General features: G+C 63.3%; 16 protein-coding genes. 12 read left to right on the top strand and 4 right to left on the bottom strand.

Annotated elements, in window-relative coordinates; genetic code table 11:
* Positions 1 to 108: 108 nt before the first annotated feature.
* The 8 genes from MSG32_RS07140 to MSG32_RS07175 all read left to right on the top strand — a co-directional run bounded on the left by MSG32_RS07140 (position 109) and on the right by MSG32_RS07175 (position 13,035).
* Complete coding sequence (locus tag MSG32_RS07140) at positions 109 to 933, top strand: ABC transporter permease subunit (RefSeq protein WP_043332237.1); 825 nt, start codon at positions 109 to 111, stop codon at positions 931 to 933.
* On the top strand, positions 930 to 1,796 hold the full coding sequence (locus MSG32_RS07145; RefSeq protein WP_248378972.1) for an ABC transporter ATP-binding protein: 867 nt from the start codon (positions 930 to 932) through the stop codon (positions 1,794 to 1,796). The genes MSG32_RS07140 and MSG32_RS07145 overlap by 4 nt, the downstream gene beginning before the upstream one ends.
* Complete coding sequence (locus MSG32_RS07150; protein ID WP_248378974.1) at positions 1,780 to 2,550, top strand: urea amidolyase associated protein UAAP1; 771 nt, start codon at positions 1,780 to 1,782, stop codon at positions 2,548 to 2,550. The genes MSG32_RS07145 and MSG32_RS07150 overlap by 17 nt, the downstream gene beginning before the upstream one ends.
* Positions 2,551 to 2,640: 90 nt before the next feature.
* Positions 2,641 to 3,351 (top strand): urea amidolyase associated protein UAAP2, encoded by a 711-nt coding sequence (locus MSG32_RS07155; protein WP_248378976.1) that lies wholly within the window; start codon positions 2,641 to 2,643, stop codon positions 3,349 to 3,351.
* Between the two features lie 220 nt (positions 3,352 to 3,571).
* Complete coding sequence (uca, locus tag MSG32_RS07160) at positions 3,572 to 7,411, top strand: urea carboxylase (RefSeq protein WP_248378977.1); 3,840 nt, start codon at positions 3,572 to 3,574, stop codon at positions 7,409 to 7,411.
* Positions 7,411 to 9,243 (top strand): allophanate hydrolase, encoded by a 1,833-nt coding sequence (atzF, locus tag MSG32_RS07165; RefSeq protein ID WP_248378978.1) that lies wholly within the window; start codon positions 7,411 to 7,413, stop codon positions 9,241 to 9,243. The genes uca and atzF overlap by 1 nt, the downstream gene beginning before the upstream one ends.
* 398 nt (positions 9,244 to 9,641) lie before the next feature.
* Positions 9,642 to 11,837 (top strand): TonB-dependent siderophore receptor, encoded by a 2,196-nt coding sequence (locus MSG32_RS07170; RefSeq protein WP_248378979.1) that lies wholly within the window; start codon positions 9,642 to 9,644, stop codon positions 11,835 to 11,837.
* Between the two features lie 142 nt (positions 11,838 to 11,979).
* The gene (locus tag MSG32_RS07175; RefSeq protein ID WP_248378980.1) at positions 11,980 to 13,035 is read left to right on the top strand and encodes an ABC transporter substrate-binding protein; all 1,056 of its coding nucleotides are present in this window, start codon (positions 11,980 to 11,982) and stop codon (positions 13,033 to 13,035) included.
* A 214-nt stretch (positions 13,036 to 13,249) separates the two neighbouring features.
* Here the strand turns inward: MSG32_RS07175 and MSG32_RS07180 are convergent, their stop codons facing one another.
* The gene (locus MSG32_RS07180; RefSeq protein ID WP_054555908.1) at positions 13,250 to 13,933 is read right to left on the bottom strand and encodes a type 1 glutamine amidotransferase domain-containing protein; all 684 of its coding nucleotides are present in this window, start codon (positions 13,931 to 13,933) and stop codon (positions 13,250 to 13,252) included.
* A 258-nt stretch (positions 13,934 to 14,191) separates the two neighbouring features.
* Positions 14,192 to 14,896: an SDR family oxidoreductase gene (locus MSG32_RS07185; RefSeq protein WP_248378981.1), complete on the bottom strand. Its 705-nt coding sequence runs from the start codon at positions 14,894 to 14,896 to the stop codon at positions 14,192 to 14,194.
* Between the two features lie 169 nt (positions 14,897 to 15,065).
* Between MSG32_RS07185 and MSG32_RS07190 the strand changes: the two genes are divergently transcribed.
* Complete coding sequence (locus tag MSG32_RS07190) at positions 15,066 to 16,007, top strand: LysR substrate-binding domain-containing protein (protein WP_248378982.1); 942 nt, start codon at positions 15,066 to 15,068, stop codon at positions 16,005 to 16,007.
* A 149-nt stretch (positions 16,008 to 16,156) separates the two neighbouring features.
* Here the strand turns inward: MSG32_RS07190 and MSG32_RS07195 are convergent, their stop codons facing one another.
* Entirely contained in the window at positions 16,157 to 18,349 is a 2,193-nt protein-coding gene (locus MSG32_RS07195; protein ID WP_192838066.1) for an OsmC domain/YcaO domain-containing protein, read from the bottom strand.
* Between the two features lie 268 nt (positions 18,350 to 18,617).
* Here MSG32_RS07195 and MSG32_RS07200 point away from each other — a divergent pair, with 268 nt between their 5' ends.
* The 3 genes from MSG32_RS07200 to MSG32_RS07210 all read left to right on the top strand — a co-directional run bounded on the left by MSG32_RS07200 (position 18,618) and on the right by MSG32_RS07210 (position 21,942).
* Positions 18,618 to 18,857 carry a hypothetical protein gene (locus MSG32_RS07200; RefSeq protein WP_107335026.1) on the top strand — a complete coding sequence of 80 codons (240 nt, stop codon included), beginning with the start codon at positions 18,618 to 18,620 and terminating at the stop codon, positions 18,855 to 18,857.
* A gap of 10 nt (positions 18,858 to 18,867) precedes the next feature.
* Positions 18,868 to 20,394 carry a sodium:solute symporter family protein gene (locus tag MSG32_RS07205; protein ID WP_248378983.1) on the top strand — a complete coding sequence of 509 codons (1,527 nt, stop codon included), beginning with the start codon at positions 18,868 to 18,870 and terminating at the stop codon, positions 20,392 to 20,394.
* Between the two features lie 135 nt (positions 20,395 to 20,529).
* Positions 20,530 to 21,942: an amidase gene (locus MSG32_RS07210; RefSeq protein ID WP_248378984.1), complete on the top strand. Its 1,413-nt coding sequence runs from the start codon at positions 20,530 to 20,532 to the stop codon at positions 21,940 to 21,942.
* Positions 21,943 to 22,189: 247 nt separating this feature from the next.
* Here the strand turns inward: MSG32_RS07210 and MSG32_RS07215 are convergent, their stop codons facing one another.
* Positions 22,190 to 23,302 (bottom strand): hybrid-cluster NAD(P)-dependent oxidoreductase, encoded by a 1,113-nt coding sequence (locus MSG32_RS07215; RefSeq protein ID WP_248378985.1) that lies wholly within the window; start codon positions 23,300 to 23,302, stop codon positions 22,190 to 22,192.
* Between the last annotated feature and the right edge of the window lie 42 nt (positions 23,303 to 23,344).

A 23,344-nucleotide genomic window follows, 5' to 3' on the forward strand; every position in this document is an offset into this window, starting at 1 on the left:
CGCCACGCGGTGGATGCCGCACACGCTCCGCGGGGCAGCCTGCCTCGCGGAACGTGAACCGACCGCCTCCCTCGACCGCACCCTCGTTCGCACCCGTGGAGCCCGCGCATGAAACGCCTGATCAATCTGACACCCTCCCGTGGTGGCCGCTGGCTGCTCGGTGGCCTGCCCTTCGCGCTGCTGGCCATCCTTTACATCGTGCAGTCCAACCAGCGACTGCTCGACAACCCGAATGACCGCCTGCTGCCGTCCTTCGCCGCCATGGGCGAGTCGTTCTCGCGACTGGCCACCGAGGTCAACGTGCGCACCGGCGATCTGCCGCTGTGGACCGACACCTTCGCCAGTCTCGAACGCCTGCTGGCCGGCGTGCTGATCAGTGCGCTGATCGGCCTGACCGTCGGCCTGCTCACCGGTGGCCTGCCGCTGCTGCGCGCCAAGCTGTCACCACTGATTACCGTGCTGTCCCTGATTCCGCCGATGGCGATTCTGCCGATCCTGTTCATCGCCTTCGGTACCGGCGAGCTGGCCAAGATCGCGCTGATCGTCATCGGCATCACGCCCTTCCTGATTCGCGACCTGCAGAATCAGGCCCTGCGCCTGCCCGATGAGCAGCTGATCAAGGCCCAGACGCTGGGCGCCAGCTCCTGGCAGGTGCTGACCCGCGTACTGCTGCCCCAGCTGACCCCGCGCCTTCTGAGCGCCACGCGCCTGGCACTCGGCAGCGCCTGGTTGTTCCTGATCGCCGCGGAAGCCATCGCCGCCCAAGACGGCCTCGGCTACCGCATCTTCCTGGTGCGTCGCTATCTGGCGATGGACGTCATCCTGCCCTACGTGGCCTGGATCACGCTGCTGGCCTTCCTGCTCGACCGTCTGCTGGTGCTCGTCTCGACCCGCGCCTTCCCCTGGTACCACGCTGAGGAGAGCCAATCATGAGCCTGATCCACGCCAAGGGCCTCGAGAAGCACTACGGTCAGCAGGTCGTGCTGGAACGCATGAACCTGACCGTCGAGGCCGGAGAATTCATCACCCTGGTCGGCGCCTCCGGTTGCGGCAAGACCACCTTCCTCAAGCTGCTGCTGGGCACCGAGGGCGTCTCGCGCGGTGAGCTGCTGCTCGATGGCAAGCCCATCCCCGGCGAGCCGGGCCCGGACCGCGGCATCGTCTTCCAGAAGTATTCCGTCTTCCCGCACCTCACCGTGCTGGGCAACGTGATCATGGCCGAGGAGCTGGCACGTGCCCCGCTGACCGGCAAGCTGTCCGGGGCCAAGCGCCGTGAAGCCCGGGTCGCCGCCGAAGCGCGTCTGGCGGAAGTCGGCCTGTCCCACGCACTGGACAAGTACCCGCATGAGCTGTCCGGCGGCATGCAGCAGCGCCTCGCCATCGCCCAGGCGCTGATGATGAAGCCGCGCATCCTGCTGCTGGATGAGCCCTTCGGCGCGCTGGACCCGGGCATCCGCAAGGACATGCACCAGCTGATCCTGCGCCTGTGGGAAGAACAGCAGCTGACCATCTTCATGATCACCCATGACCTCAAGGAAGCCTTCGAGCTGGGCTCGCGCGTCTGGGTGTTCGACAAGGTGCGTGTGGATGCGCAGGCCCCGCAGGCCTATGGCTCGACCATCACCTATGACCTGCCCACCGAGCGTAGCAAGACCAAGGCGTCGTCCCAGCAGCCGAGCGCTCACCCACCGGGCTCTGGCCAACCGACGCCCGAGCACGAAGCGCTGACGACACCAGCCCACTCCGTTTCCCAAGCCACTCTCACCGGAGGCCAATTCAATGAACATACCGCTTGATGCCGCAACCGCCGCCCGCGCCAGCTTTACCGCGAGCTTTACTGCAAAGTACAAGACCCATCTGCCCGGCGGCCATCACTGGTCGATGCGCATGCCGCGTGGCAGTGCGCTCAAGCTGACCGCGAGCGAGGCCAACGCCAATGTCGGCCTGGTGATGTACAACCCGCTGGATACGCTTGAGCGCCTCAACCTGCCGGATACCCTCAAGGGTCAGCACACCTTCCGCCTCACCGAAGGCCACTGCCTGTATTCCGACATGGGCCGTATCTTCGCCTCCATCATCCAGGACGATCTCGGCTGGCATGACAGCGCCAGCGGCAACCTGATGGAGCATCACTTCGCCGCCAAGGGCTGGCACAAGAAGGCCTATCAGCAAGCCTTCAATGACTTCACGCCCAGCGGCCACGACAGCCTGCTGATCGAGATGGCCAAGTACGGCCTGAGCGAGCGCGACCTGTGCGCCAACCTCAACCTGTTCTCCCGCGTGCGCGCCGATGAAGACGCCAATCTGCACTACGTCGCGGACCACTGCGCCGCCGGCAACAGCGTCACCCTGCGCTTCGAGATGGACACCCTCGTCATGCTGCACACCTGTCCGCATCCGCTGGACCCCGCCGAGGACTATCCGCTGCGCGGCGTGGACATGACCTTCGGCACCGCGACGCCGATGGATGAGCACGACGCCTGCTATCTGTCGCGCCCCGAGAATGCCCGCGCCTACGCCAACAACCAGCTCTATCACCTGGCGGGCTGAGGCGTCCCCCGACAGCAGACGGAGGCCACGCCGACTGGCTCGTGGCAACTGGAAACGACGCCCCAGATGACAAGGACAAAGGACATCCCAATGTGCACCTCGACACTTGAACCCCCCCATGCCCACACCCCGGCCGCGACGGACGGCGCCCCGCTGAGCTACGCCGACCCCGCACAGCAGCCGCGCGAGCTTGAGCGCACCATCGAGGCCGGCGATCACTTCATCGGCCTGGTCCGCGCCGGCCAGCACCTGCGCATCACCGACCTGCACGGCAATCAGGCCGCCGACACCCTGTTCTTCTCAGCCGACGACACCGCCGAGCGCTACAGCGCGATGGACACCGTGCGCGAGCAGGGCAAGGTCTACCTGACCACCGGCACGGTGCTCTACTCCACGCGTGGCCGGGCGCTGCTGACCATCACCGGCGATACCTGCGGTCGGCATGACACCCTGGGCGGCGCCTGCTCCAGCGAGTCCAACACCGTGCGTTACGACCTGGAGAAGCGCCACATGCACTCCTGTCGCGACAACTGGATGCTGGCCATCGCCCGCTACCCGAAGTACGACCTGACCAAGCGCGACATCGGCCACAACATCAATTTCTTCATGAACGTGCCGGTCACCGCCGATGGCGGCCTGAGCTTCGAGGACGGCCTGTCCGGCCCGGGCAAGTACGTCGAGATGGTCGCCGAGCGTGACGTCTACGTGCTGCTCTCCAACTGCCCGCAGCTCAACAACCCCTGCAATGGCTACGACCCGACACCGGTCGCCATCCGCATCAGCGACTCGCCGCTAGGCTGATCCGCCGAGCTGATCCGCCGAGCTGATCGGCCGAGCTGAGCCGCCGAGCTGAAAGCGAAGCTTTCGAACACGCATACGACAAGAAACGGCCGAGCCCCACCTGACGATGTCATCTCTCTTGCATCACTCGTCAGCCCTCCAGGCTCTGCCCGGCTACCGGACGACCGGCAGCTCACAGTTTGAAGGCGGGACGACCCGCCGCCGGAAGGATGACTCCGTCATGTTCCACAAGGTCCTGATTGCCAACCGTGGCGCCATCGCCACCCGAATCCAGCGCACTCTGCGTGCCCTCGGTGTCCAGAGTGTCGCCGTCTACGCAGAAGCCGACCGTGAATCCCCCTTCGTGCGCGAGGCCGATGAAGCCTACAGCCTCGGCGAAGGTGCTGCCGCCGAGACCTATCTCGACATCGACAAGCTGATCGCCATCGCCCGCGAGAGTGGCGCTCAGGCCGTGCACCCGGGCTATGGTTTCCTGTCCGAGAACACCCGCTTCATCCAGGCCTGTGACGCCGCCGGCCTGGTCTTCCTCGGCCCGACCGTCGAGCAGATCCACGCCTTCGGCCTCAAGCACGAAGCGCGCACCATCGCCGAGAACGCCGGCGTGCCACTGGTGCCCGGCACCGGCCTGCTGGACGACGTCGAGAGCGCACTGAGCGAGGCCGCCCGTATCGGCTATCCGGTGATGCTCAAGTCCACCGCCGGCGGCGGCGGCATCGGCATGCAGGTCTGTGACGACGAAGCCTCTCTCAGCCGCGCCTTCGATTCGGTCAAGGGCCTCGGCGAGCGCAACTTCGGTGATGGTGGCGTCTTCCTCGAGGCGTACATCGCCCGCGCCCGTCACCTGGAAGTGCAGCTGTTCGGTGATGGAGAAGGCACGGTGATCGCGCTGGGCGAGCGCGACTGCTCCAGTCAGCGCCGCCACCAGAAGGTCATCGAGGAATGCCCGGCACCCAACCTGCCCGAGCACGTTCGCGAAGACATGATCGCCACCGCCATCCGCCTGGGCGAGGCCGTCAATTACCGCAGCGCCGGTACCGTCGAATTCATCTATGACGCCGAGCGTCAGGCCTTCTACTTCCTGGAGGTCAATACGCGCCTGCAGGTCGAGCATGGTGTCACGGAGCTGGTGTGGGGCGTGGACATCGTCGCCTGGATGCTCAAGTTGGGCGCCGGTGAGCTGGGCAATCTGCGCGAGCTGGTCGCGCCGCTCACACCCCGCGGCCACGCCATGCAGGCACGTGTCTATGCCGAGAATCCGCAGCACGACTTCCGCCCTTCCAGCGGCCTGCTCACCGAGTGGGAGTTCGCCAATGACGCCGTGACCGCCGCCCTCGCCGACGACAGCCAGCTGCGGGTGGATCACTCCATCGAGGCCGGCTTCGAGGTCCCCGCCTGGTTCGACCCGATGCTGGCCAAGGTGATGGTGCACGCCCCAACCCGCGAGCAGGCGCGCGGCGATCTCTCCAAGGCATTGGCGGCCTCTCGCCTCTACGGCATCGAGACCAACCGTCAGTGGCTGTCGCACCTGCTGGAAGACTCGCGCTTCATCAATGTCGAGATCTACACCCGCTGGCTGGAAGGCCTCGAGTGGGCCGCGCCGACCTTCGAGGTACTCGTCCCCGGCACCCTGACCACCGTGCAGGACATGCCGGGTCGCCTGGGCCACTGGGATGTGGGCGTGCCGCCCTCCGGCCCCTTCGATGACTACGCCTTCCGTCTCGGCAATGCGCTGCTGGGCAATGCCGCCGATGCCGCAGGCCTCGAGATCACCCTCAATGGCCCGACGCTGCACTTCCACCGCGCCACGCGCGTGGTGCTGGCCGGCGCGCCGTTGCCCGCCACGCTGTCCGTTTCAGCACCGCAAGACGGCGCTGATGACGCCGCGACTCACGAGCTTGCTCTGTGGCAGGTGCATGAGATCGCCGCTGGCAGCACCCTGAGTCTGGGCAAGGTGGCTGCCGGCGCGCGCAGCTATCTGTTGATCGCCGGCGGCATCGACTGCCCGCAGTATCTGGGCTCGCGCGCGACCTTCACTCTGGGCCAGTTCGGCGGCCATGCCGGCCGTGCGCTGCGCAGTGGCGACACCCTGCCGCTGGCCGATCTCGCCGAGTGCCCCCCGCCCGCCCTGACCCGGCTGCCCGAGGCGCTGATCCCGCAGGGCGCTGGCCTGGTCGCGGATGAACAAGGCGGGAACGCTCAAGACAGGACACAAGGCCGCGAATGGCAGATCGGCGTGCTCTACGGCCCGCACGGGGCGCCGGACTTCTTCACCGAAGACGACATCAGCACCTTCTTCGGCCACCGCTGGGAAGTGCATTACAACTCCAGCCGCACCGGCGTACGCCTGATCGGCCCGCGTCCGCAGTGGGCGCGCGCCGACGGCGGCGAGGCCGGTCTGCACCCCTCCAATATCCATGACAACGCCTACGCCTTCGGCACCATCGACTTTACCGGCGACATGCCGGTCATCCTCGGCCCGGACGGCCCGTCGCTGGGCGGCTTCGTGTGTCCGGCCACCGTGGTGCGTGCTGAGCGCTGGAAGCTGGGCCAGCTGGCCGCCGGCGATCGCATCCGCTTCGTCGCGCTGACTCTGGAGGAATCCCGCACCATCGAGGTGCAACAGGACGCCGTGATCACCGCCCTCGCCAGTGGCCAGCTCGGCACTCTGGAACAGCACCTGACGGAGACCAGCGGTGCCACGCTGAGCGCCATCGCCGCAAAACGTCCGCGCCCCGATGACTCGCCGGTGCTCAAGCGCCTGAGCGCCGAGCAAGGCGGTGAGCAGATCGTCTATCGCCGCGCGGGGGATGACTTCCTGCTGATCGAGTTCGGCCAGATGGAGCTGGATATCGCGCTGCGCTTCCGCGCCCATGCCTGGATGCTGTGGCTCAAGGAGCACCCGCTGCCAGGCCTGATGGAGATGACCCCGGGCATTCGCTCGCTGCAACTGCATTACGACCCGCGCTGCCTGACGCTCGAGACGCTGATGGCGCATCTCGAACAGGCCGAAGTCGCGCTCAAGGATGTCGAGGATATCGAGATCGAGGCCCGCACCGTGCACCTGCCGCTGTCCTGGGATGACCCGGCGTGTCAGCAGGCCATCGACAAGTACCAGCGCTCGGTGCGCCCGGACGCGCCCTGGTGCCCAAGCAATCTGGAATTCATTCGCCGCATCAATGGCCTCGCCGATGAGGCGGCGGTGCGCGAGACAGTGCTCAACGCCCGCTATCTGGTGATGGGCCTCGGCGATGTCTATCTCGGCGCGCCGGTGGCCACGCCGCTGGACCCGCGCCAGCGCCTGGTGACCACCAAGTACAACCCGGCACGCACCTGGACCGCCGAGAACTCGGTGGGCATCGGCGGCGCCTATCTGTGCGTGTATGGCATGGAAGGCCCGGGCGGTTATCAATTCGTCGGCCGCACGCTGCAGATGTGGAATCGCTATCGCCGCACCGAACACTTCACCACCCCGTGGCTGTTGCGCGTGTTCGATCAGCTGCGCTTCCATCCGGTCAGCCATGCAGCGCTCGAGCAGATCCGTCGTGATCATCCGCAGGGGCGTTACGACCTCAAGATCGAGAAGACCCGCTTCCGTCTCGCCGATTATCAGGCGCAGATCGCCGAACACCAGGCCGAGACCGATGCCTTCCGTGAACGCCGCCAGGCGGCCTTCCAGCAGGAAATCGACGACTGGCATGCGCGCGGCCAGTTCACCTTCGAGGATCAGATCAACGAGGTGCAGGAAGCCGACAGCCTGAGTGATGACGAGCTGGGCATCGAGACACCGGTCACCGGCAGCCTGTGGAAGCTGGAAGTCGCCGAGGGCGATGACGTCGAGGCCGGCCAGGTGGTGGCGCTGGTCGAGTCGATGAAGATGGAAGTCGAGATTCGCACCCACACCGCTGGCCGTGTCGTGCGCCTGCCGATCAAGGAAGGCAGCGGCGTCGCCCCCGGCCAACCACTGATCGTGCTGTCGACCGCCGTGGAAACCACGGATTCCGCTGATGCCAGCGCATCAGACAACGCCCGATCGACCCTGTCCTCCGAGGAGACGCTGTGATGATGACCCATACCCCGCTCAACCTGAGCATCACGGCGCTGAGCAAGGCCTATCAGGCCGGTGAGATGACGCCGCGCCAACTGGTGGACGAGCTGCTGGCCGCGCAGGCCGAGACCGATGCCGCCTGGATCACCCGCCTGTCAGCACAGCAGCTGGAACCCTATCTGGCACGTCTGGACGACGTGGCGCCCGAGTCGCTGCCGCTCTACGGCATTCCCTTCGCGATCAAGGACAATATCGATCTCGCCGGCGTGACCACCACCGCCGGTTGCCCGGAATTTGCCTACACGCCGAGCGATGATGCCTTCGTGGTCAAGCAGTTGATCGCGGCAGGCGCGATTCCGATGGGCAAGACCAATCTGGACCAGTTCGCCACCGGGCTGGTCGGTGAACGCGCCCTGCCGGTCTACGGCACCCCGGCCAATGCCTTCGACCCCGCCTATGTGCCGGGTGGCTCCAGCAGTGGCTCCGCCGTCGTCACCGCCCAGGGCCAGGTCAGCTTCGCGCTGGGCACTGACACGGCGGGTTCCGGGCGGGTTCCGGCCTGCTTCAACAATCTGGTCGGCGTGAAGCCGACGCTTGGCCTGCTCAGTGCAGGTGGTGTGGTGCCGGCCTGCGCGACGCTGGATACCATCTCCATCTTCGCGCTGGGCTGCGATGATGCCGCGAAGGTGCTGTCCGTCACCGCACAGTTCGATGCCGACAACCGCTGGGCGCGCGAGCATGACTTCAGCGTTCACGGCCAGGCCTATGGCGTGCTGCCCGACCTGACTGGTCTGCGCATCGGCGTGCCGCCGCGTGCTCAGTGGCATACCGACAGCGATTACAGCGGCTACATGGAAGCGGCGATGCGCCAGTGCAAGGCGCTGGGGGCAGAGCTGGTCGAGCTGGATTGCAGCCCGCTGCTGGCCGCCGCGCGCCTGCTGTATGAAGGCCCCTGGGTGGCGGAGCGCTATCACGCGGTGCGCGAGCTGATCGAGCACACCCCCGAGGCGCTGCACCCGGTGACCCGCGAGATCACCCTTGGCGGTGCCACGCCGCTGGCCGTCGATGCCTTCGATGCGCGCTATCAGCTGGCCGAATACCGCCGTCAGGCCGAGGCGCTGCTGGCGCAGGTGGACGTGATGCTGGCGCCGACCACGCCGCGCCTGCCCACCAAGGCGGAATTGGCCGAGGCGCCGATCGCGGTCAATTCGGAGCTGGGCACCTGGACCAACTTCATGAACCTGCTGGATCTCAGCGCGCTGGCCGTGCCGGTGGGCTTCAATCGCCAGGGCCTGCCGGGGGGCGTGACGCTGTTCGCGCCGGCCTTCGAAGACCTGCAACTGCTCAGCATCGCGCGTCTGCTCGAGCACGAATTCGCGCTGCCGCTGGGTGCCAGCGCCGTCGCCCGTCCTCAGGCGCGCCTCGCGGAAAGCCAGCTGCCCGCGGCGGCCAATGGCCGACTCGAGATCGCCGTCTGCGGCGCACACCTCAGCGGCATGCCGCTCAATCATCAGCTCGCCCAGCGCGATGCCCGTCTGGTCGCGCGCACTCACAGCGCACCCAGCTACCGCCTCTATCAACTGGATGACGCGACACCCGCCAAACCGGCCATGCTGCGTGCCCCGCAGAACGGCACCAGCATCGCGCTGGAGATCTGGTCTCTGCCCATCGGCAGCGTCGGCAGCTTCCTCGCCGGCATCCCCTTCCCGCTGGGGCTGGGCCAGATCGAACTCGAAGATGGCCGCTGGGTCGCAGGCTTCATCTGCTCGGTGTCCGCTGACAGCGGCGTGCCGATGACGGACATCAGCGAGTACGGCGGCTGGAAGGCGTGGGTCGAGCGCGAGTGAGCGCGCCGTAACCTCTGATCCGTAGCCTCTGATCCGTAACCCCTGACCCGTAACCCCTGGCCCGCCCTGCACCACAAGACAAAGAGCAACAGATCTGAAACGAAACGCCCCGCGACCGGATGAACGGTCGCGGGGCGTTTCAGTATGACGCTTGCGTGCGTGGCCTGAATGTGTGGAACGCGCGGCCCGCATGCATGGCCTGTATAAGTGGTCCGGTGGCTGTCTCAGGCCTGCCGCATGACCAGACCCATCGCCCGATAGCACCACGCCGGGCTCATGAAGTTCCCCGAAATTTTCATTCTTGGCATCCCGCAAAGCGTGTCTGGCATTTCGCAAAACAAAAGTGCCGCCAGCGGGTAAATAATAATGATTATTATAAACAACTAGGGAACGCAGTCTTGGCTCACTCACTCCGCCGTCCAGGTTTCACTCGCTCGCCACTCGCCCTCTCCATTGCGCTCGCGACCTCGTCACTGCTCAGTGCCACCGCTATCGCGGATGAGACTCGCACGCTTGAGGCGATGACCATCGTCGGCGAGGCGCAAGGCGGCACCACGGAAGAGACTCAGGCGTATACGGTCGACTCCAGCACCAGCGCCAATGGCTTGACCCTGTCGCCACGCGAGACACCGCAGTCTGTCAGCTTTCTGACCCGCCAGCAGATGGATGATGAGGCGCTGACCAGCACCACGGAGGCGATCAACCGCCTGCCGGGCGTGTCCTCCAATCGCCTGGACGGCACCCGCGCCAGCTTCCAGTCACGCGGCTATACCATCCGCAATTTCCAGTTCGATGGCCAACAGAGCAACACCAGCAGCTTCTGGCCGTTCGGCGACGCCGAGTGGGACACCGCCATCTATGATCGCGTCGAGGTGGTCCGCGGGGCCACCGGCCTGATGACAGGCGTCGGCGACCCGTCCGCCACCGTCAACTTCGTGCGCAAGAAGCCGCTGGACGAAGCCGCGGCCAGCGTGACAGGCGCAGTCGGCAGCTGGGACCGCCGGCGTGGCGTGGTGGATGTCAGCACGCCGTTGGATGATGCCGGCAAGGTCGGCGTGCGCTTCGTGGCCGCCAAGGACCGCTCCGACAGCTTCATGGATGATGTCGAGAATGACCGCGAGACCCTCTACGGGGTGATCGCCGCCGAATTGACGCCTGACACCGAGCTGAACGTCGGGGTCGAGTATCAGCGCTATGACCAGGATGGCGCCTATCTGGGCGTGCCGCTCTACTACACCGACGGCACGCGCACCGACTTCGACCAGTCGGTCGCCAACAATACCGAATGGGCGCACTTCTTCACCGAGAACACGCGTGGCTTCGCCGACCTGACCCACTACTTCGCCAACGGCTGGAAGGCGACCGCCGCCTACAGTCATGGCGATGCCAACTACGGGCTGACCTACAACTACCGTGGCGGCTATGTGGATCGTGACAACGGCATCCTCTACTACGACAGCAATCGTCAGGTACCGACGACCTCGTATCTGGTCGACTATCGCGGTGATCGCACCCAGAAGAACCTCAACTTGAGCGCCGAGGGGCCCTTCGAGCTGCTCGGTCGTGAGCACCAGCTGGGCTTTGGCTACATGCGGCTCAAGGAAGAGTACGAGATCTGGAGCCGCACCCCGGCGGGCGCCGTGCCGGCACTGGGCAGCTTCACCGATCGCGATGACCCGGCGCTGGCCGAGCCGGAATGGGGCGAATGGGGCCTGACCGACGACACCGAAACCGAGCAGAGCGGTTTCTACGCCGTGACGCGCTTCTCGCTGGCCGACCCCGTGCACCTGATCATCGGCGCCCGCCTGACCGACTGGGAGATCGACCAGGACTACCGTGGCGAGCGCAGCTATGAATACAACGACGAGTTCACGCCCTATGCCGGTCTGATCGTCGACATTACCGACAACCTCACCGCCTATACCAGCTACACGCAGATCTTCAATACCCAGAGCGAACGTGCCCCCGATGGCGCCCTGCTCGACCCGCTCGAGGGCACCAGCTATGAGGCGGGCCTGAAGGCGGCGTTGTTCGAGGACCGCGCTGACGTGTCCTTCGCCGTCTTCCGCAGCGAGCAGGACAATCTGGCCGTCGAGATCCCCGGCGTCTATGTCGCCGGCACCACCGATCAGGCCTACACCGAGTCAGACGGCGCCGTGGTCGAAGGCTTCGAACTGGAAGTGGCCGGTGAAGTCGCGCCGGGCATCAATCTCTCCGCCAGCTACGCACTGGTGGACGCCGAGGACTCCGATGGCACCCAGCTCAATACCAGCTATCCGCGCCAGCAGGCCAAGGTCTACGCCACCTGGCAGCTGCCCGGCGACTGGTCGCGTCTGACGCTGGGCGCTGGTGGCACCTGGCAGGGGGATACCTACAAGGATACCGACACGCCCACCGGTACCGAGAAGGTCGGCCAGGGCGATGTCTTCCTCGCCAACGCCATGGCGCGCTATCGCTTCAATGACAACTTCAGCACCCAGCTCAACGTGTCCAACCTCTTCGATGAGGAGTACTACACGCAGCAGGGCTTCTACAGCCAGTACCTGTACGGCGCGCCGCGCAGTGCGCTGCTGAGCATGACCTACGACTTCTGAGCATGGGCCCGCCCTGCCGACAGGACACTCGTCTCCACACGTAACGCTTGCCTACCCACCGACAGCCTCTCCCCGCCAGGGGCTGTCACCTCGTCTCTGGCCAGCGGCGTCTGCCGCCAGCCGATCACATAAGGAGTCTCCCTTGCGACTCACGCGACTTTCCTGCGCCATCGGCCTGACCACCGTCATGGCTGCCTGCCTCACGCCGGCCGTACAGGCACACGAGTCAGCGACTGCACACACGTCATCTGTCAGAACATCTGCCGCCTCCGCCGAGGCAACGGCGCAGTATCCGCTCACGATCGAACATGCCTTCGGCACTACCGTCATCGAGAACAAGCCGCAACGTATCGCCACCGTCGCCTGGGCCAATCATGAAGTGCCGTTGGCGCTAGGCGTGGTGCCGGTGGGCTTTCCCCGTCAGGACTTCGGGGATGATGACGGCGACGGCATGATGCCGTGGGTCAAGGCGCGCCTGGAAGCGCTGGGGGCCGACTCGGCCAACCTGTTCGATCAGGGCAAGACAATCGACTTCGCGGCCGTGGCCGCCAGCCAGCCGGACGTCATCCTCGCCGCCTATTCAGGATTGAGCGAAGGCGATTACGCGAAGCTCAGCAAGATCGCGCCGGTCGTGGCGCGCCCCGGCCCGCGCTGGTCTTCCAGCTGGCGCGACATGATTCGCCTCGACAGTGCCGGCATGGGCATGGCCGCCGAAGGGGAAGCGCTGATCGAGCGTCTCGAGGCCCAGGTCGCCGAGAACATCGCCACCCACCCGGAGATCAAGGGCAAGTCGGCCATCACCCTGCGCTATATCGATCCCGAAGACCCGACCCGGATCGCCTTCTACAACGATAACGATGCCCGGGGGCGCTTCCTTGCCGAGCTGGGGCTGACCTCCCCGTCCTTCGTGACGGCGAGTGCCAGCGACGGCAAGATTGGCGGGCGAGTGCCCCCGCAACAACTGGCGGAACTGGCCGACGTCGATATCATCCTGACCTATGGCGGCCAGGCGCTGATTGAGCGCCTCAACCAGCATCTTGCGGACAATGACCTGCCCACCTTCAGCAACGACAGGGTCATCCTGCTGGAGAATGATCCGATGGGCACGGCGGCCAACCCGACACCGCTCTCGATGCCGGAAGTGCTCGATGCCTACGTGACCCAGCTTGCGCGGGCAGCGAAAGCCTCGAATGGCTGATGGTGACTGGCGTGTTCTACTGAAACAGGCGACTGACTCGTTCTACTGAAACAGGCGACTGACTCGTTCTACTGAAACAGGCGACTGGCTCAGGCGACTGACTCAGAACAACTGAACCAAGCAGGCGCAGATGAGACCCGCCACCTGAAAGACGAAAACCCCGCGACCGGTGACCCGGTCGCGGGGTTTTTCATGGAGCCTTGACTCGCCCGATCTACTTCTTGAGGCTGTCGATCAGCAGCTCAGCGACACCTTCGGAAGACATCGGGTTCTGACCGGTGATGATCAGGCCATCCTGAATCGCGAAGGAGGTGAAATCGGCCTTCTTCTCATAGATGCCGCCTTTCTGCTGCAGAGCATCTTCGACCAGGAACGGCACGACATTGGTGAGGCCAACGCCTTCTTCTTCGCCATTGGTGAAGCCGGTGACACGCACGCCATCCACGAAGGGAGTGCCGTCAGGCTTGCGGGCGTTCAAAAGCACTGCCGGGGCGTGGCAGACGGAGCTGACCGGCTTGCCAGCCGCATGGAACTGCTCGATCAGACGGATGGAATCCGCGTCGTTGGTCAGATCCCACAGCGGGCCGTGGCCACCCGGGTAGAAGATGGCGTCGAAGTCTTCGACCTTCATGTCTGCCAGCACGGCGGTGGTGGCAAGATCCTGCTGAGCAGCGGCATCCTTGTCGAAACGACGCGTGGCATCCGTCTGGAAATCCTCGCCTTGGCTTGCCGGATCCAGCGGCGGCTGACCGCCCTTGGGAGAGGCCAGCGTCACCTCGATGCCGGCGTCCTTCATGACGTAGTAGGGAGCCGCCAGCTCTTCCAGCCAGAAGCCTGTCTTCTTGCCCGTGTCACCCAGCGTATCGTGGGATGTCACTACTACCAGAACCTTGCTCATGATGCTCTCCTCAACGTGCGGGATAGCCCGCAACGGTCACTTCACGAAAGATGTCGGCGACGTGATGGTCACCACGTGATGCTCGCTACGTGATGGTCACCAGATGATGCTCGCCCTGTGTTGAATGAAGCTTACTGCTCACGCCACCATCGTCATAATCGATAGTCCGGATAGCCACTATCGCACACACAAATAGTTGTCTTGCACCAGCGTGCACATCGACCCAAACACTTGCCAACTCGCATGCCGGCAACCGGCTCAATAGGTCGGCATCAGATGCACTTCGCGGATATTGGCACGCGGCGAAGCACTGATGGCGTAGAGCACGGCATCCGCCACATCCTGCGGGTCAAGCTTGTCCGGCTTGGGCTCATCGAAGAAGGCGGTATTGACCATGCCCGGGGTAATGGTGGTGCAGCGGCCCTGCCACTCGGCCATTTCCATCGCCAGGTTCTGGCCGAAGCCGTAGGCGAACCACTTGCTGGAGCTGTAGATGGAGCCCGCATGATTGGCGCGGCCGGCCACGGAACTGGTGAGGAGGAAGTGGCCCTTGCTCTCTCTCAGGTGCGGCAGGGTCGCGTGGGCGGTCCACAGCAGCGCATTGATGTTGATGTCGATGACTCGCTTCCACTCCTCGGGATCACCGTTCTCGGTGCCTGCCTGGCTGACGCCGGTACCGGCATTGGCGAACGCCACATCCAGACGGCCATGCTGGGCCACGGCCTGCTCGACGACCTTGGCGAGCTGATCGTAGTCCGTCGCATCGGCGGCAATCGCCAGCACCTTGTCGCTGCCCAGCTCCTCGACCAGCGCATCGAGGCGCTCCTTGCGACGGGCGGTCGCGACGACCTTGTGCCCGGCCTTCACCAGTGTGCGCGCGGTGGCCTCACCGATACCGCTCGAGGCACCGGTGATCAGTACGATCTTTTCCTCTTCGGCTTGCGTCCGCTTCACATCACTCATGGCTCACTCCTGTAGGTCGCTAGGATCACTCGTCGTGTTCTGATCACTACCCTACCGCCTGAACTTGCCATCGTGATAATCGATAGTACAGATAGCTGCTATCATCCAGACAAATAGTGCTCACTCGCCCGAGTGCAGCCGCGACACTCCGCCTGCTCTGGTAGTCATCATGAAGCTCAACTACGACCTCAACCTCCTGCGCACCTTCCATGCGCTGTATCTCGAGCAGAACGTCACGCGCGCCGGCGAGCGTCTGCACCTGAGTCAGCCCTCGGTGAGCGCGGCGCTCTCCAGGCTGCGCGAGCTGTTCAATGACCCGCTGTTCATCCGCGACCGCCAGCGCATGCGCCCTACCGAGAAGGCTGATCACCTGTTCCCGACCATCGAGGCGGCGCTGACCGACCTCGATGGTCTGATCAACAGCGAGCGGCACTTCGACCACACCACCGAAAGCCGACATTTCGAGATCGCCGCCAACGACTACTTCGAGGTGCTGATCCTGCCGCAACTGGCGACGATCCTGCGTGAACAGGCGCCGGGCATCACCATTCAGGTACGCCGTCTCTCGCAGGACATGAGCGAAGCCGGCGTGATGAGCGGCACGACGGACCTCGCCTTCGGGCGTCAGGTCGATCCGCCCGAGAATCTGGTGGTCAGGGAAGTGATCACGGAAGGCATCGACTGTCTGGTCGGCAACGGGCATCCGCTATTGGAGCGTCTGGATGATGAAGGCCGCATGACAAAGGCGGATTTCGAGCACCACGCCCATGTGCTGGTACAGCCCCATACCCGCCTGAAAAGCGGCATCTTCAAGCAGCTCGAGGGTCAGGGGCTCAAGCGTGAGGTGGCTCTGGCGGTCACCTACTTCATGGCCGTGCCCTCCCTGCTGGAGCGCTCGCCACTGATCGCGAGCCTGCCCACCGGGCTATGCCAGCATTTCTGCCGCCAATTCGCCGTCACCCGTGTGGCACCGCCGATCGCCTTCGCCTCCTTCCCCTTCCACTTGAGCTGGCATCGCCGCTATCAGAAGGACCCCGCGCATCGCTGGATCCGCGAGCAGATCATTGAATGCTGTCAGCGTCTGGCGGAGGGGCAGCAGGTGCTGCGCTGATCCCTGAAGCCCTGAGCCCTGAGCCATGTGCCATGTGCCATGTGCCATGTGCCATGAGCACAGAAAATAAGCGCCCGGCTACGAAAACGGCCCCTCACCATCCAGTGAGGGGCCGTTCTTGTCATGCCACGGGATTCAACAGGCGAGCATCAGGCCTGTTTGGCCGCCAGGGCAGCACGATGGGCGTGCAGCTTCTGGTAGCTTTCGATCAGGCGCAGGTGGCGATCGAGCCCTTCCAGCTGCATGTTGGTCGGCTCCAGACCATGGAAGCGAACCTCGCCCTGCACGGAGCCCACCACGGCAGCCATGGTGTCTTCCCCGAACATGCGGCGGAAGTTGTAGAGGTAGTCCTCAAGCTCCAGCTCGTCATCCAGCGTGATCTCCAGCACCGCCTTCATGGCCTGATAATAGAGGCCGCGCACGACGGTATTGTCGTTGTACTGCAGGAACATCTCGACGCGATCCAGCGCGTCCTCGTGCTGACCCAGCGCGAGGTTGATCATCAGTTTCAGCTCGAGAATCGTCAGCTGACCCCAGATGGTGTTCTCGTCGAACTCGATGCCGATCAGCGTCTTGATGTCCATGTGTTCATCAAGCTGGCTCTCTTCGAGGCGCTCGCCCAGGTCCGCCAGCTGCTCGTCATCGAGACGATGCAGATTGAGGATGTCCTCGCGGTAATCCAGCGCCATGTTGGTGTTGTCCCACACCAGGTCCTCGACCGGATAGACCTCGGAATAGCCCGGCACCAGGATACGGCACACCGGCGCACCGAGATCCTCATGCACCGCCATGTAGGACTCCTTGCCGATCTCATCGAGGATGCCGAACAGGTTGGCGACTTCTTCTTCATTGCTGCCGGAGAAGTCCCACTCGACGAACTCGATGTCGGTCTTCGAGCTGAAGAAGCGCCAGGAGACCAGACCCGAGGAGTCGATGAAGTGCTCGACGAAGTTGTTCGGCTCGGACACGGCCAGCGAGTTGAAGGTCGGCGGCATGAAGTCGTTGAGCCCCTCGAAGCTGCGGCCCTGCATCAGCTCGGTCAGGCTGCGCTCGATGGCGACTTCAAAGCTCGGGTGCGCGCCGAAGGAGGCGAAGACACCGCCGGTCTTCGGGTTCATCAAGGTGACGCAGGCCACCGGGAACTGGCCGCCCAGCGAGGCGTCCTTGACCAGAATCGGGAAGCCCTGGGCTTCCAGCGCCTCGATGCCTTCGACGATTTCCGGGTACTTGGCCAGCACCTCCTGCGGCACGTCCGGCAGGGTCAGTTCCTGCTCGAGAATCTCGCGCTTCACCGCACGCTCGAAGATCTCGGACAGACACTGCACCTGGGCTTCCGGCAGAGTATTGCCGGCGCTCATGCCGTTGCTGAGATACAGGTTCTCGATCAGGTTGGACGGGAAGTAGATCGTCTCACCGTCCGAACGGCGAGTGAACGGCAGGGACACGATGCCACGATCCGCACGCCCGGAATTGGTGTCGATCAGATTGGAGCCGCCCAGCTCGCCATCCGGATTGAAGATCTCCAGGCAGTAGTCATCCAGCACACCTTCCGGGATCTCGTCATTCGGGCCCGGCTGGAACCACTTCTCGTTCGGGTAGTGCACGAACTCGCTGTCAGCGATGGCTTCGCCGAAGAACTGATCGTTGTAGAAGAAGTTGCAGCTCAGGCGCTCGATGAACTCGCCCAGTGCCGAGCACAGCGCGCTCTCCTTGGTCGAGCCCTTGCCGTTGGTGAAGCACATCGGTGAGGCGGCATCACGAATGTGCAGCGACCAGACGTGCGGCACGATGTTGCGCCAGGAGGCGATCTCGATCTTCATGCCCAGATCATTCAGCAGGCCCGTCATGTTGGCGATGGTCTGCTCCAGCGGCAGGTCCTTGCCTTCGATCCAGGTGCTCTGCCCTTCTGGCGGCTCCGCCATCAGCAATGCCTGGGCGTCCTCGTCGAGGTTGTCGACCGTCTCGATCTCGAAGCCCGGGCCGGTCTGGACGACCTTCTTCACCGTGCAACGCTCGATGGAACGCAGGATACCCTGGCGGTCCTTGTCGGAGAGGTCTTCCGGCAGCTCCACCTGGATCTTGAAGATCTGGTTGTAGCGATTCTCCGGGTCGACGATGTTGTTCTGCGACAGGCGGATGTTCTCGGTCGGGATGTCCCGCGCCACGCAGTACACCTTCACGAAGTACGCCGCGCACAGCGCCGACGACGCCAGGAAGTAGTCGAACGGGCTCGGCGCCGACCCATCACCCTTGTAGCGGATGGGCTGATCGGTGATGACCGTGAAGTCGTCGAATTTCGCCTCGAGCCTCAGGTTGTCGAGAAAGTTGACCTTGATTTCCATGAACGATGCACCGCTGTGAAGAGTGTGGGCGCCAGCTCGCCAGTCTGACGGCTACGCGATGGCCGCCATTATCCAGATTTTGGGGGCCTGCGTCGCGGGTGAGGCGAAAAGCGAAAACGCCGTGTCTTCCTTGACGGTAGGGGGATTGTCACCTATTGGTTAATTTATACGTATAAATACAATAATTGATGCTTTGCCATGCCTGGTTCCCTGCCATCGACACGACAGGTCACAACCCGCCCCACCAACCACAATAAAGGGGAATGCAATGAGAAAGCGCTTCACGACCCGCAAGGTCGCCATCTACGGCAGCATGCTGCTGGGATTCTTGATGCTCGAGAGTCCATTGATGCTGATGGCCAACAAGATCGAGCCCATGGTGATGGGAGTTCCGTTCTTCCTCGTCTGGAACCTGGTGTGGTGGGGCTTCCTCACCGCCGTGTTCCTGTATGCCTACCTGACCAACTGGGGTAGCGCCAGAGCCCCTTCCACCGGCGGCAAGCGCTGAGGAGCTCACCATGACTGGAAGCATCTTGATCATCGCGGCCTTCATGATCATTCCCTTGATCGTCGGGCTCGTCTCGGCCCGCAAGTCCCAGACGACGAGCGAAGACTTCTTCGTTCAGGGGCGGGCCATGGGCAGCATTGCCGTATTCTTCACGGTGGCGGCCACCTGGTGGAGCGCCTTTGCCTTCCTGGGATCGAATGCCACCTTCTACACCAGTGGCCCGATCTATCTCACCGCGCTTGCGTGGAACCTGCTCTTCGGCTTCATGTACTACTGGGTGGGCAAGCGCGTCTGGTATCTCGGCAAGCGCTTTGACTACCTGACGCCGTCAGACCTGATGGGCGATTTCTACAACAGTGAAGCACTCAGAGTCCTCGTTGCCGTCATCACGCTGATCTTTACCGTGCCATACCTGCAGATCCAGTTGACGGGCGGCGCCTACCTGATCGAGGTCGCCTCCGGTGGCGTCGTGCCCTTCTGGCTGGCCGCACTGCTGTTCTACTTCATCATCATCGTCTATGTGTGGGTCGGCGGAATTCGCGCCATCGCCTGGACAGATGTGATCTACGGGGCGCTGCTGTTCTTCGGCATGATGTATGCGGGCTACTACATCGCCGGCCAGGCAGGTGGCCCGACCAGCATGTTCGCGCAGCTCGCCAGTGACTCGCCCGCGCATCTGACGCTGCCGGGGCCGAATGGCAACATGGGCTACTCCATGTGGTTCTCTCTGTTCGTGATCGTGGCCATCGGCGCCTTCATGGGTCCCCAGATCTGGCTGCGCATGTATTCGGTGAAAAGCGGCAAGCTGTTCGGGTTGATGCCCTTCCTGCTGGGGCTCGCCGCCTTCGCCTATTTCGGCTCGGTACTCACGGGGTATACCGGTGTACTGCTGGAGCCTGGCCTGGAGAATGCTGACCAGATCCTGCCTGTCATGCTGATGAACTATGCACCCTACTTGCTGGCATCACTGATCATGGCGGCTGGCGCGGCAGCGGCGATGTCCACCGCCAACTCCCAGATCCATGCGGTATCGACCGTCGTCACCATGGATATCTACAAGCGCTACGTGAACCCGCAAGCGGATCAGAAGCGCATCGTCCACATCGGGCGCCTGTCTCTGGTCGGCTTCTCTCTGGCGGCCTACATCCTGGCACTGACCGTTCCGGGGCTGCTCGTCACCATCGGGATCGCGGCACTGGCGGGCACCGCTCAGCTGATAGTGCCGACACTGGGTGCCATCACCTGGCGCAAGGCACACCCGCAAGCGGCCTTCTGGGGCCTGATTCTGGGTATCGTGACCGTCCTCTGGCTGTCCTACGGCGCCAGTGTCAGCAACCCGCTTGGCCTGCATGCCGGCATCTGGGGCCTGATCCTCAATGCGTCAGCCTTCGTCATCATCAGCCTCGCCTTGCAGCGCAAGGATGCCGATGTGGTGGAACGCTTCGCGCAGGCGCGTCGGGATTACACCGCGGAATATCACCCGGAGCAGCTGGAAGATGATGTGGCTCCCTCACCTCAGGTGATCGAAGCCCGCTGACCAGCGACAAGGGCCTGCATTGCGCAGGCCCTTTTCATTGCCGAGCACATCTCACGTGCCAAGAACGTCCCCGTGCGAGTACTTGATTGCAGTACCTGATAGCCGGTACTTGATAGCCAATGGACAGGATCTGACATGACCCCAGCCTCTCTTCCCACGCAATTATCTGAATTGACCGCCACTGACGCCCTGATGCTATTTCGCCAGGGCGAGCTATCCCCTGTCGAGCTGACCCGGGATTGTCTGGAACGTATCGACACGCTCAACCCCAAGGTCAATGCCTTCGTGCATATCGCCCATGATGGGGCAATGAAGGCGGCGAGAGACGCCGAAGCCCGCTGGATGAACGGCTCGCCCTGCGGCCCGCTGGACGGTGTACCGACAACGCTCAAGGACCTGACGCTGTCCCGGGACATGCCGACCCGATACGGCTCCGCCACCACATCACCCGACGGAGGCAGTGACGTCGATGCTCCCGTCGCCGCGAGCCTGCGCAAGGCAGGCGCCGTCTTTCTCGGCAAGACAGCCTCACCGGAGTACGGCTGGAAGGGAGTGACGGACACCCCCCTGCATGGCGTGACGCGCAATCCCTGGAACACCGCACTGACGTCGGGTGGATCCTCAGGCGGGGCTGGAGCAGCGGCCGCGCTGAACCTGGGCATGCTCCATCAAGGAAGTGACGCGGGCGGTTCGATCCGTATTCCCTGCAGCTTTACCGGCACCTTCGGCCTGAAACCCACGTTTGGCTGGATACCTCAATGGCCGACCAGCGCCATGTCGACACTCTCACACCTGGGCCCGATGACACGGACGGCGTCCGATAGCGCCCTGATGCTTGCCAGCATGGCAAGACCGGATGCCCGAGACGGATTGCTCGGCAATCCACATGGCATTGATTGGAATGCGCCACTCCCATTGTCTCTTGAAGGATGGAAAATCGCTTACAGCCCGACGCTTGGGTATGTCGACGTTGCACAGGACATACGCCTGCGAGTGGACGAAGCGGTCGCTCTACTCTCGAGACTGGGCGCTGACGTCATCGAGATAGACCCCGGGTTTGCCTGTCCCCTCGATATCTTCAATACCTTGTGGTTCGCGGGTGCCACCCAGGTGGTCGAAAAGATGACCGACAGCCAGCGAGATCAAATGGACCCGGGCTTGCTGGATATTGCAGAGCGAGGCAGCCACATTTCCTTGTCGCAATATCTGGCGGCAAGACGAGAGCGGACTGCACTTTGCGCGCACATGCAATCCTTCCACGAGCAATGGGATTTGCTTGTTACCCCCACCCTGCCCATTTCACCATTTGCCGCTGGGCACAACGTCCCACCCGGCGAGAAATACGCTGACTGGATGGACTGGACGCCGTTCAGCTACCCCTTCAACCTGACCCAACAACCCGCGGCATCACTCCCCTGCGGATTGGATGACAATGGGCTGCCTGTCGGACTGCATCTGGTGGGAGGAAAATTCCAGGACATGAAAGTGATGCATGCTGCCATGTTGCTTGAGGAGATGCTTCCTGGACTTGTCTACCCCAGGCCCTAGCAATGGAACCGAGGGAAGAGATACGAAGCACAAAAAAGGCACTGTCATCGACAGTGCCTTTTCACATCTACTGCAATCTTGCTGGGTACTGCCGGATCATCAGACTGTGGTGTAGCCGCCATCGACCAGCAGGTCGGCGCCATTGATCATGGAGGCTTCTTCGGGAGCCAAGGCGATGATGCGCCCATTGGCTTGCGCCAGTGCATGGCGCAAGTCCCCTCTGTCATAGAGAAGCACCAGAGCGCGGTCAGTACTCAATCTGCACATCGCCAACGACTGTAGTACAGCAACTCAATACATAGCCCTCTTCGATCTCTTCTTCGCTGATACCGCCATTGTGCTGCATGTCCACTTCACCGCTGAGAACGCGCACACGGCAGGTACCACAGATTCCCATGCCACAGGCCTTGGCAATATTCAGATCAGTACTTGCCGCCGCTTCATGCAGCGTGGTGCCTTCCATGACCTGTACGGATTTGCCCGAATCCAGAAAGGTCACCCAGTGCCCCTCACCTGTCACGGACTCTTCTTCACGCTCCAACGCCTGGGCGGCATGATCCTCGGCGGTCGCGATATCCGCCGTTGGCGTCGCACCGAAGGATTCCTCGTGATAATGGGTAAAGTCGAATCCGGCAGAGGTGAGGATCTGACGCACCGCATTCATGTATGGGGCTGGGCCACAGCAGAAGACTTCACGCTCCATTAAGTCAGGCGCCATCAACTGGAGCATCTCTCGCGTCAGGAAGCCTCGGTAGCCACCCCATATCTGGCCGGTTTCACTGCGCTCGCTGATGAGATGCAGCTTGAAGTTCTCGATGCGCGTGGACATGTAATCCAGTTCGGCACGATAGATGATATCGCTGGGCGTCTGGGCACTGTGGGCAAACACCATGTCGACTTCGGAATTGATGTTGAACAACCAGCGGGCCATGGACATCACTGGCGTGATCCCCACACCGCCGGACAGGAACAGGACCTTGTCTGCCGGGTGGTCGATGCAGTTGAACTGCCCTACCGGGCCATGGACCGCGACCAGGGCCCCTTCCTTGAGGTTGTCATGCAGCCAGTTCGAGACGCGCCCACCCGCCACACGTTTTACCGTGATGGAAAAGCTGTAGGGAATCGATGGCGCACTGGAGATGGTATAGGACCGCATGACCTGTTCATCGTCTATCTCCAGCTCCAGCGTGACGAATTGCCCGGGCTTGAAGAAGAACAGCACCGGGTGCTGCATGCTGAAACAGTAGGTTCGAACATCCCGTGTCTCCTGTATGACCTTCAAACAGCGCACCAGATGGCGGCCATTGGCCCAGGTCTGGGTGTTGACGGGGTTGAGAAACTCAGTAGCGGGAACAGTCATGGCGGGCTTCCTGCGCGAGAACGCCATCCCCTTTCAGAGAAA

The sequence above is a fragment of the Cobetia sp. 1CM21F genome (assembly GCF_023161745.1).
Lineage (GTDB): Bacteria > Pseudomonadota > Gammaproteobacteria > Pseudomonadales > Halomonadaceae > Cobetia > Cobetia amphilecti.

Excerpts from the sequence above, each read along its gene's own strand:
- MSG32_RS07140 (WP_043332237.1), top strand. The coding sequence starts at position 109 with ATGAAACGCCTGATCAATCTGACACCCTCCCGTGGTGGCCGCTGGCTG.
- MSG32_RS07145 (WP_248378972.1), top strand. The coding sequence starts at position 930 with ATGAGCCTGATCCACGCCAAGGGCCTCGAGAAGCACTACGGTCAGCAG.
- MSG32_RS07150 (WP_248378974.1), top strand. The coding sequence starts at position 1,780 with ATGAACATACCGCTTGATGCCGCAACCGCCGCCCGCGCCAGCTTTACC.
- MSG32_RS07155 (WP_248378976.1), top strand. The coding sequence starts at position 2,641 with ATGTGCACCTCGACACTTGAACCCCCCCATGCCCACACCCCGGCCGCG.
- uca (WP_248378977.1), top strand. The coding sequence starts at position 3,572 with ATGTTCCACAAGGTCCTGATTGCCAACCGTGGCGCCATCGCCACCCGA.
- atzF (WP_248378978.1), top strand. The coding sequence starts at position 7,411 with ATGATGACCCATACCCCGCTCAACCTGAGCATCACGGCGCTGAGCAAG.
- MSG32_RS07180 (WP_054555908.1), bottom strand. The coding sequence starts at position 13,933 with ATGAGCAAGGTTCTGGTAGTAGTGACATCCCACGATACGCTGGGTGAC.
- MSG32_RS07185 (WP_248378981.1), bottom strand. The coding sequence starts at position 14,896 with ATGAGTGATGTGAAGCGGACGCAAGCCGAAGAGGAAAAGATCGTACTG.
- MSG32_RS07190 (WP_248378982.1), top strand. The coding sequence starts at position 15,066 with ATGAAGCTCAACTACGACCTCAACCTCCTGCGCACCTTCCATGCGCTG.
- MSG32_RS07195 (WP_192838066.1), bottom strand. The coding sequence starts at position 18,349 with ATGGAAATCAAGGTCAACTTTCTCGACAACCTGAGGCTCGAGGCGAAA.
- MSG32_RS07200 (WP_107335026.1), top strand. The coding sequence starts at position 18,618 with ATGAGAAAGCGCTTCACGACCCGCAAGGTCGCCATCTACGGCAGCATG.
- MSG32_RS07205 (WP_248378983.1), top strand. The coding sequence starts at position 18,868 with ATGACTGGAAGCATCTTGATCATCGCGGCCTTCATGATCATTCCCTTG.
- MSG32_RS07210 (WP_248378984.1), top strand. The coding sequence starts at position 20,530 with ATGACCCCAGCCTCTCTTCCCACGCAATTATCTGAATTGACCGCCACT.
- MSG32_RS07215 (WP_248378985.1), bottom strand. The coding sequence starts at position 23,302 with ATGACTGTTCCCGCTACTGAGTTTCTCAACCCCGTCAACACCCAGACC.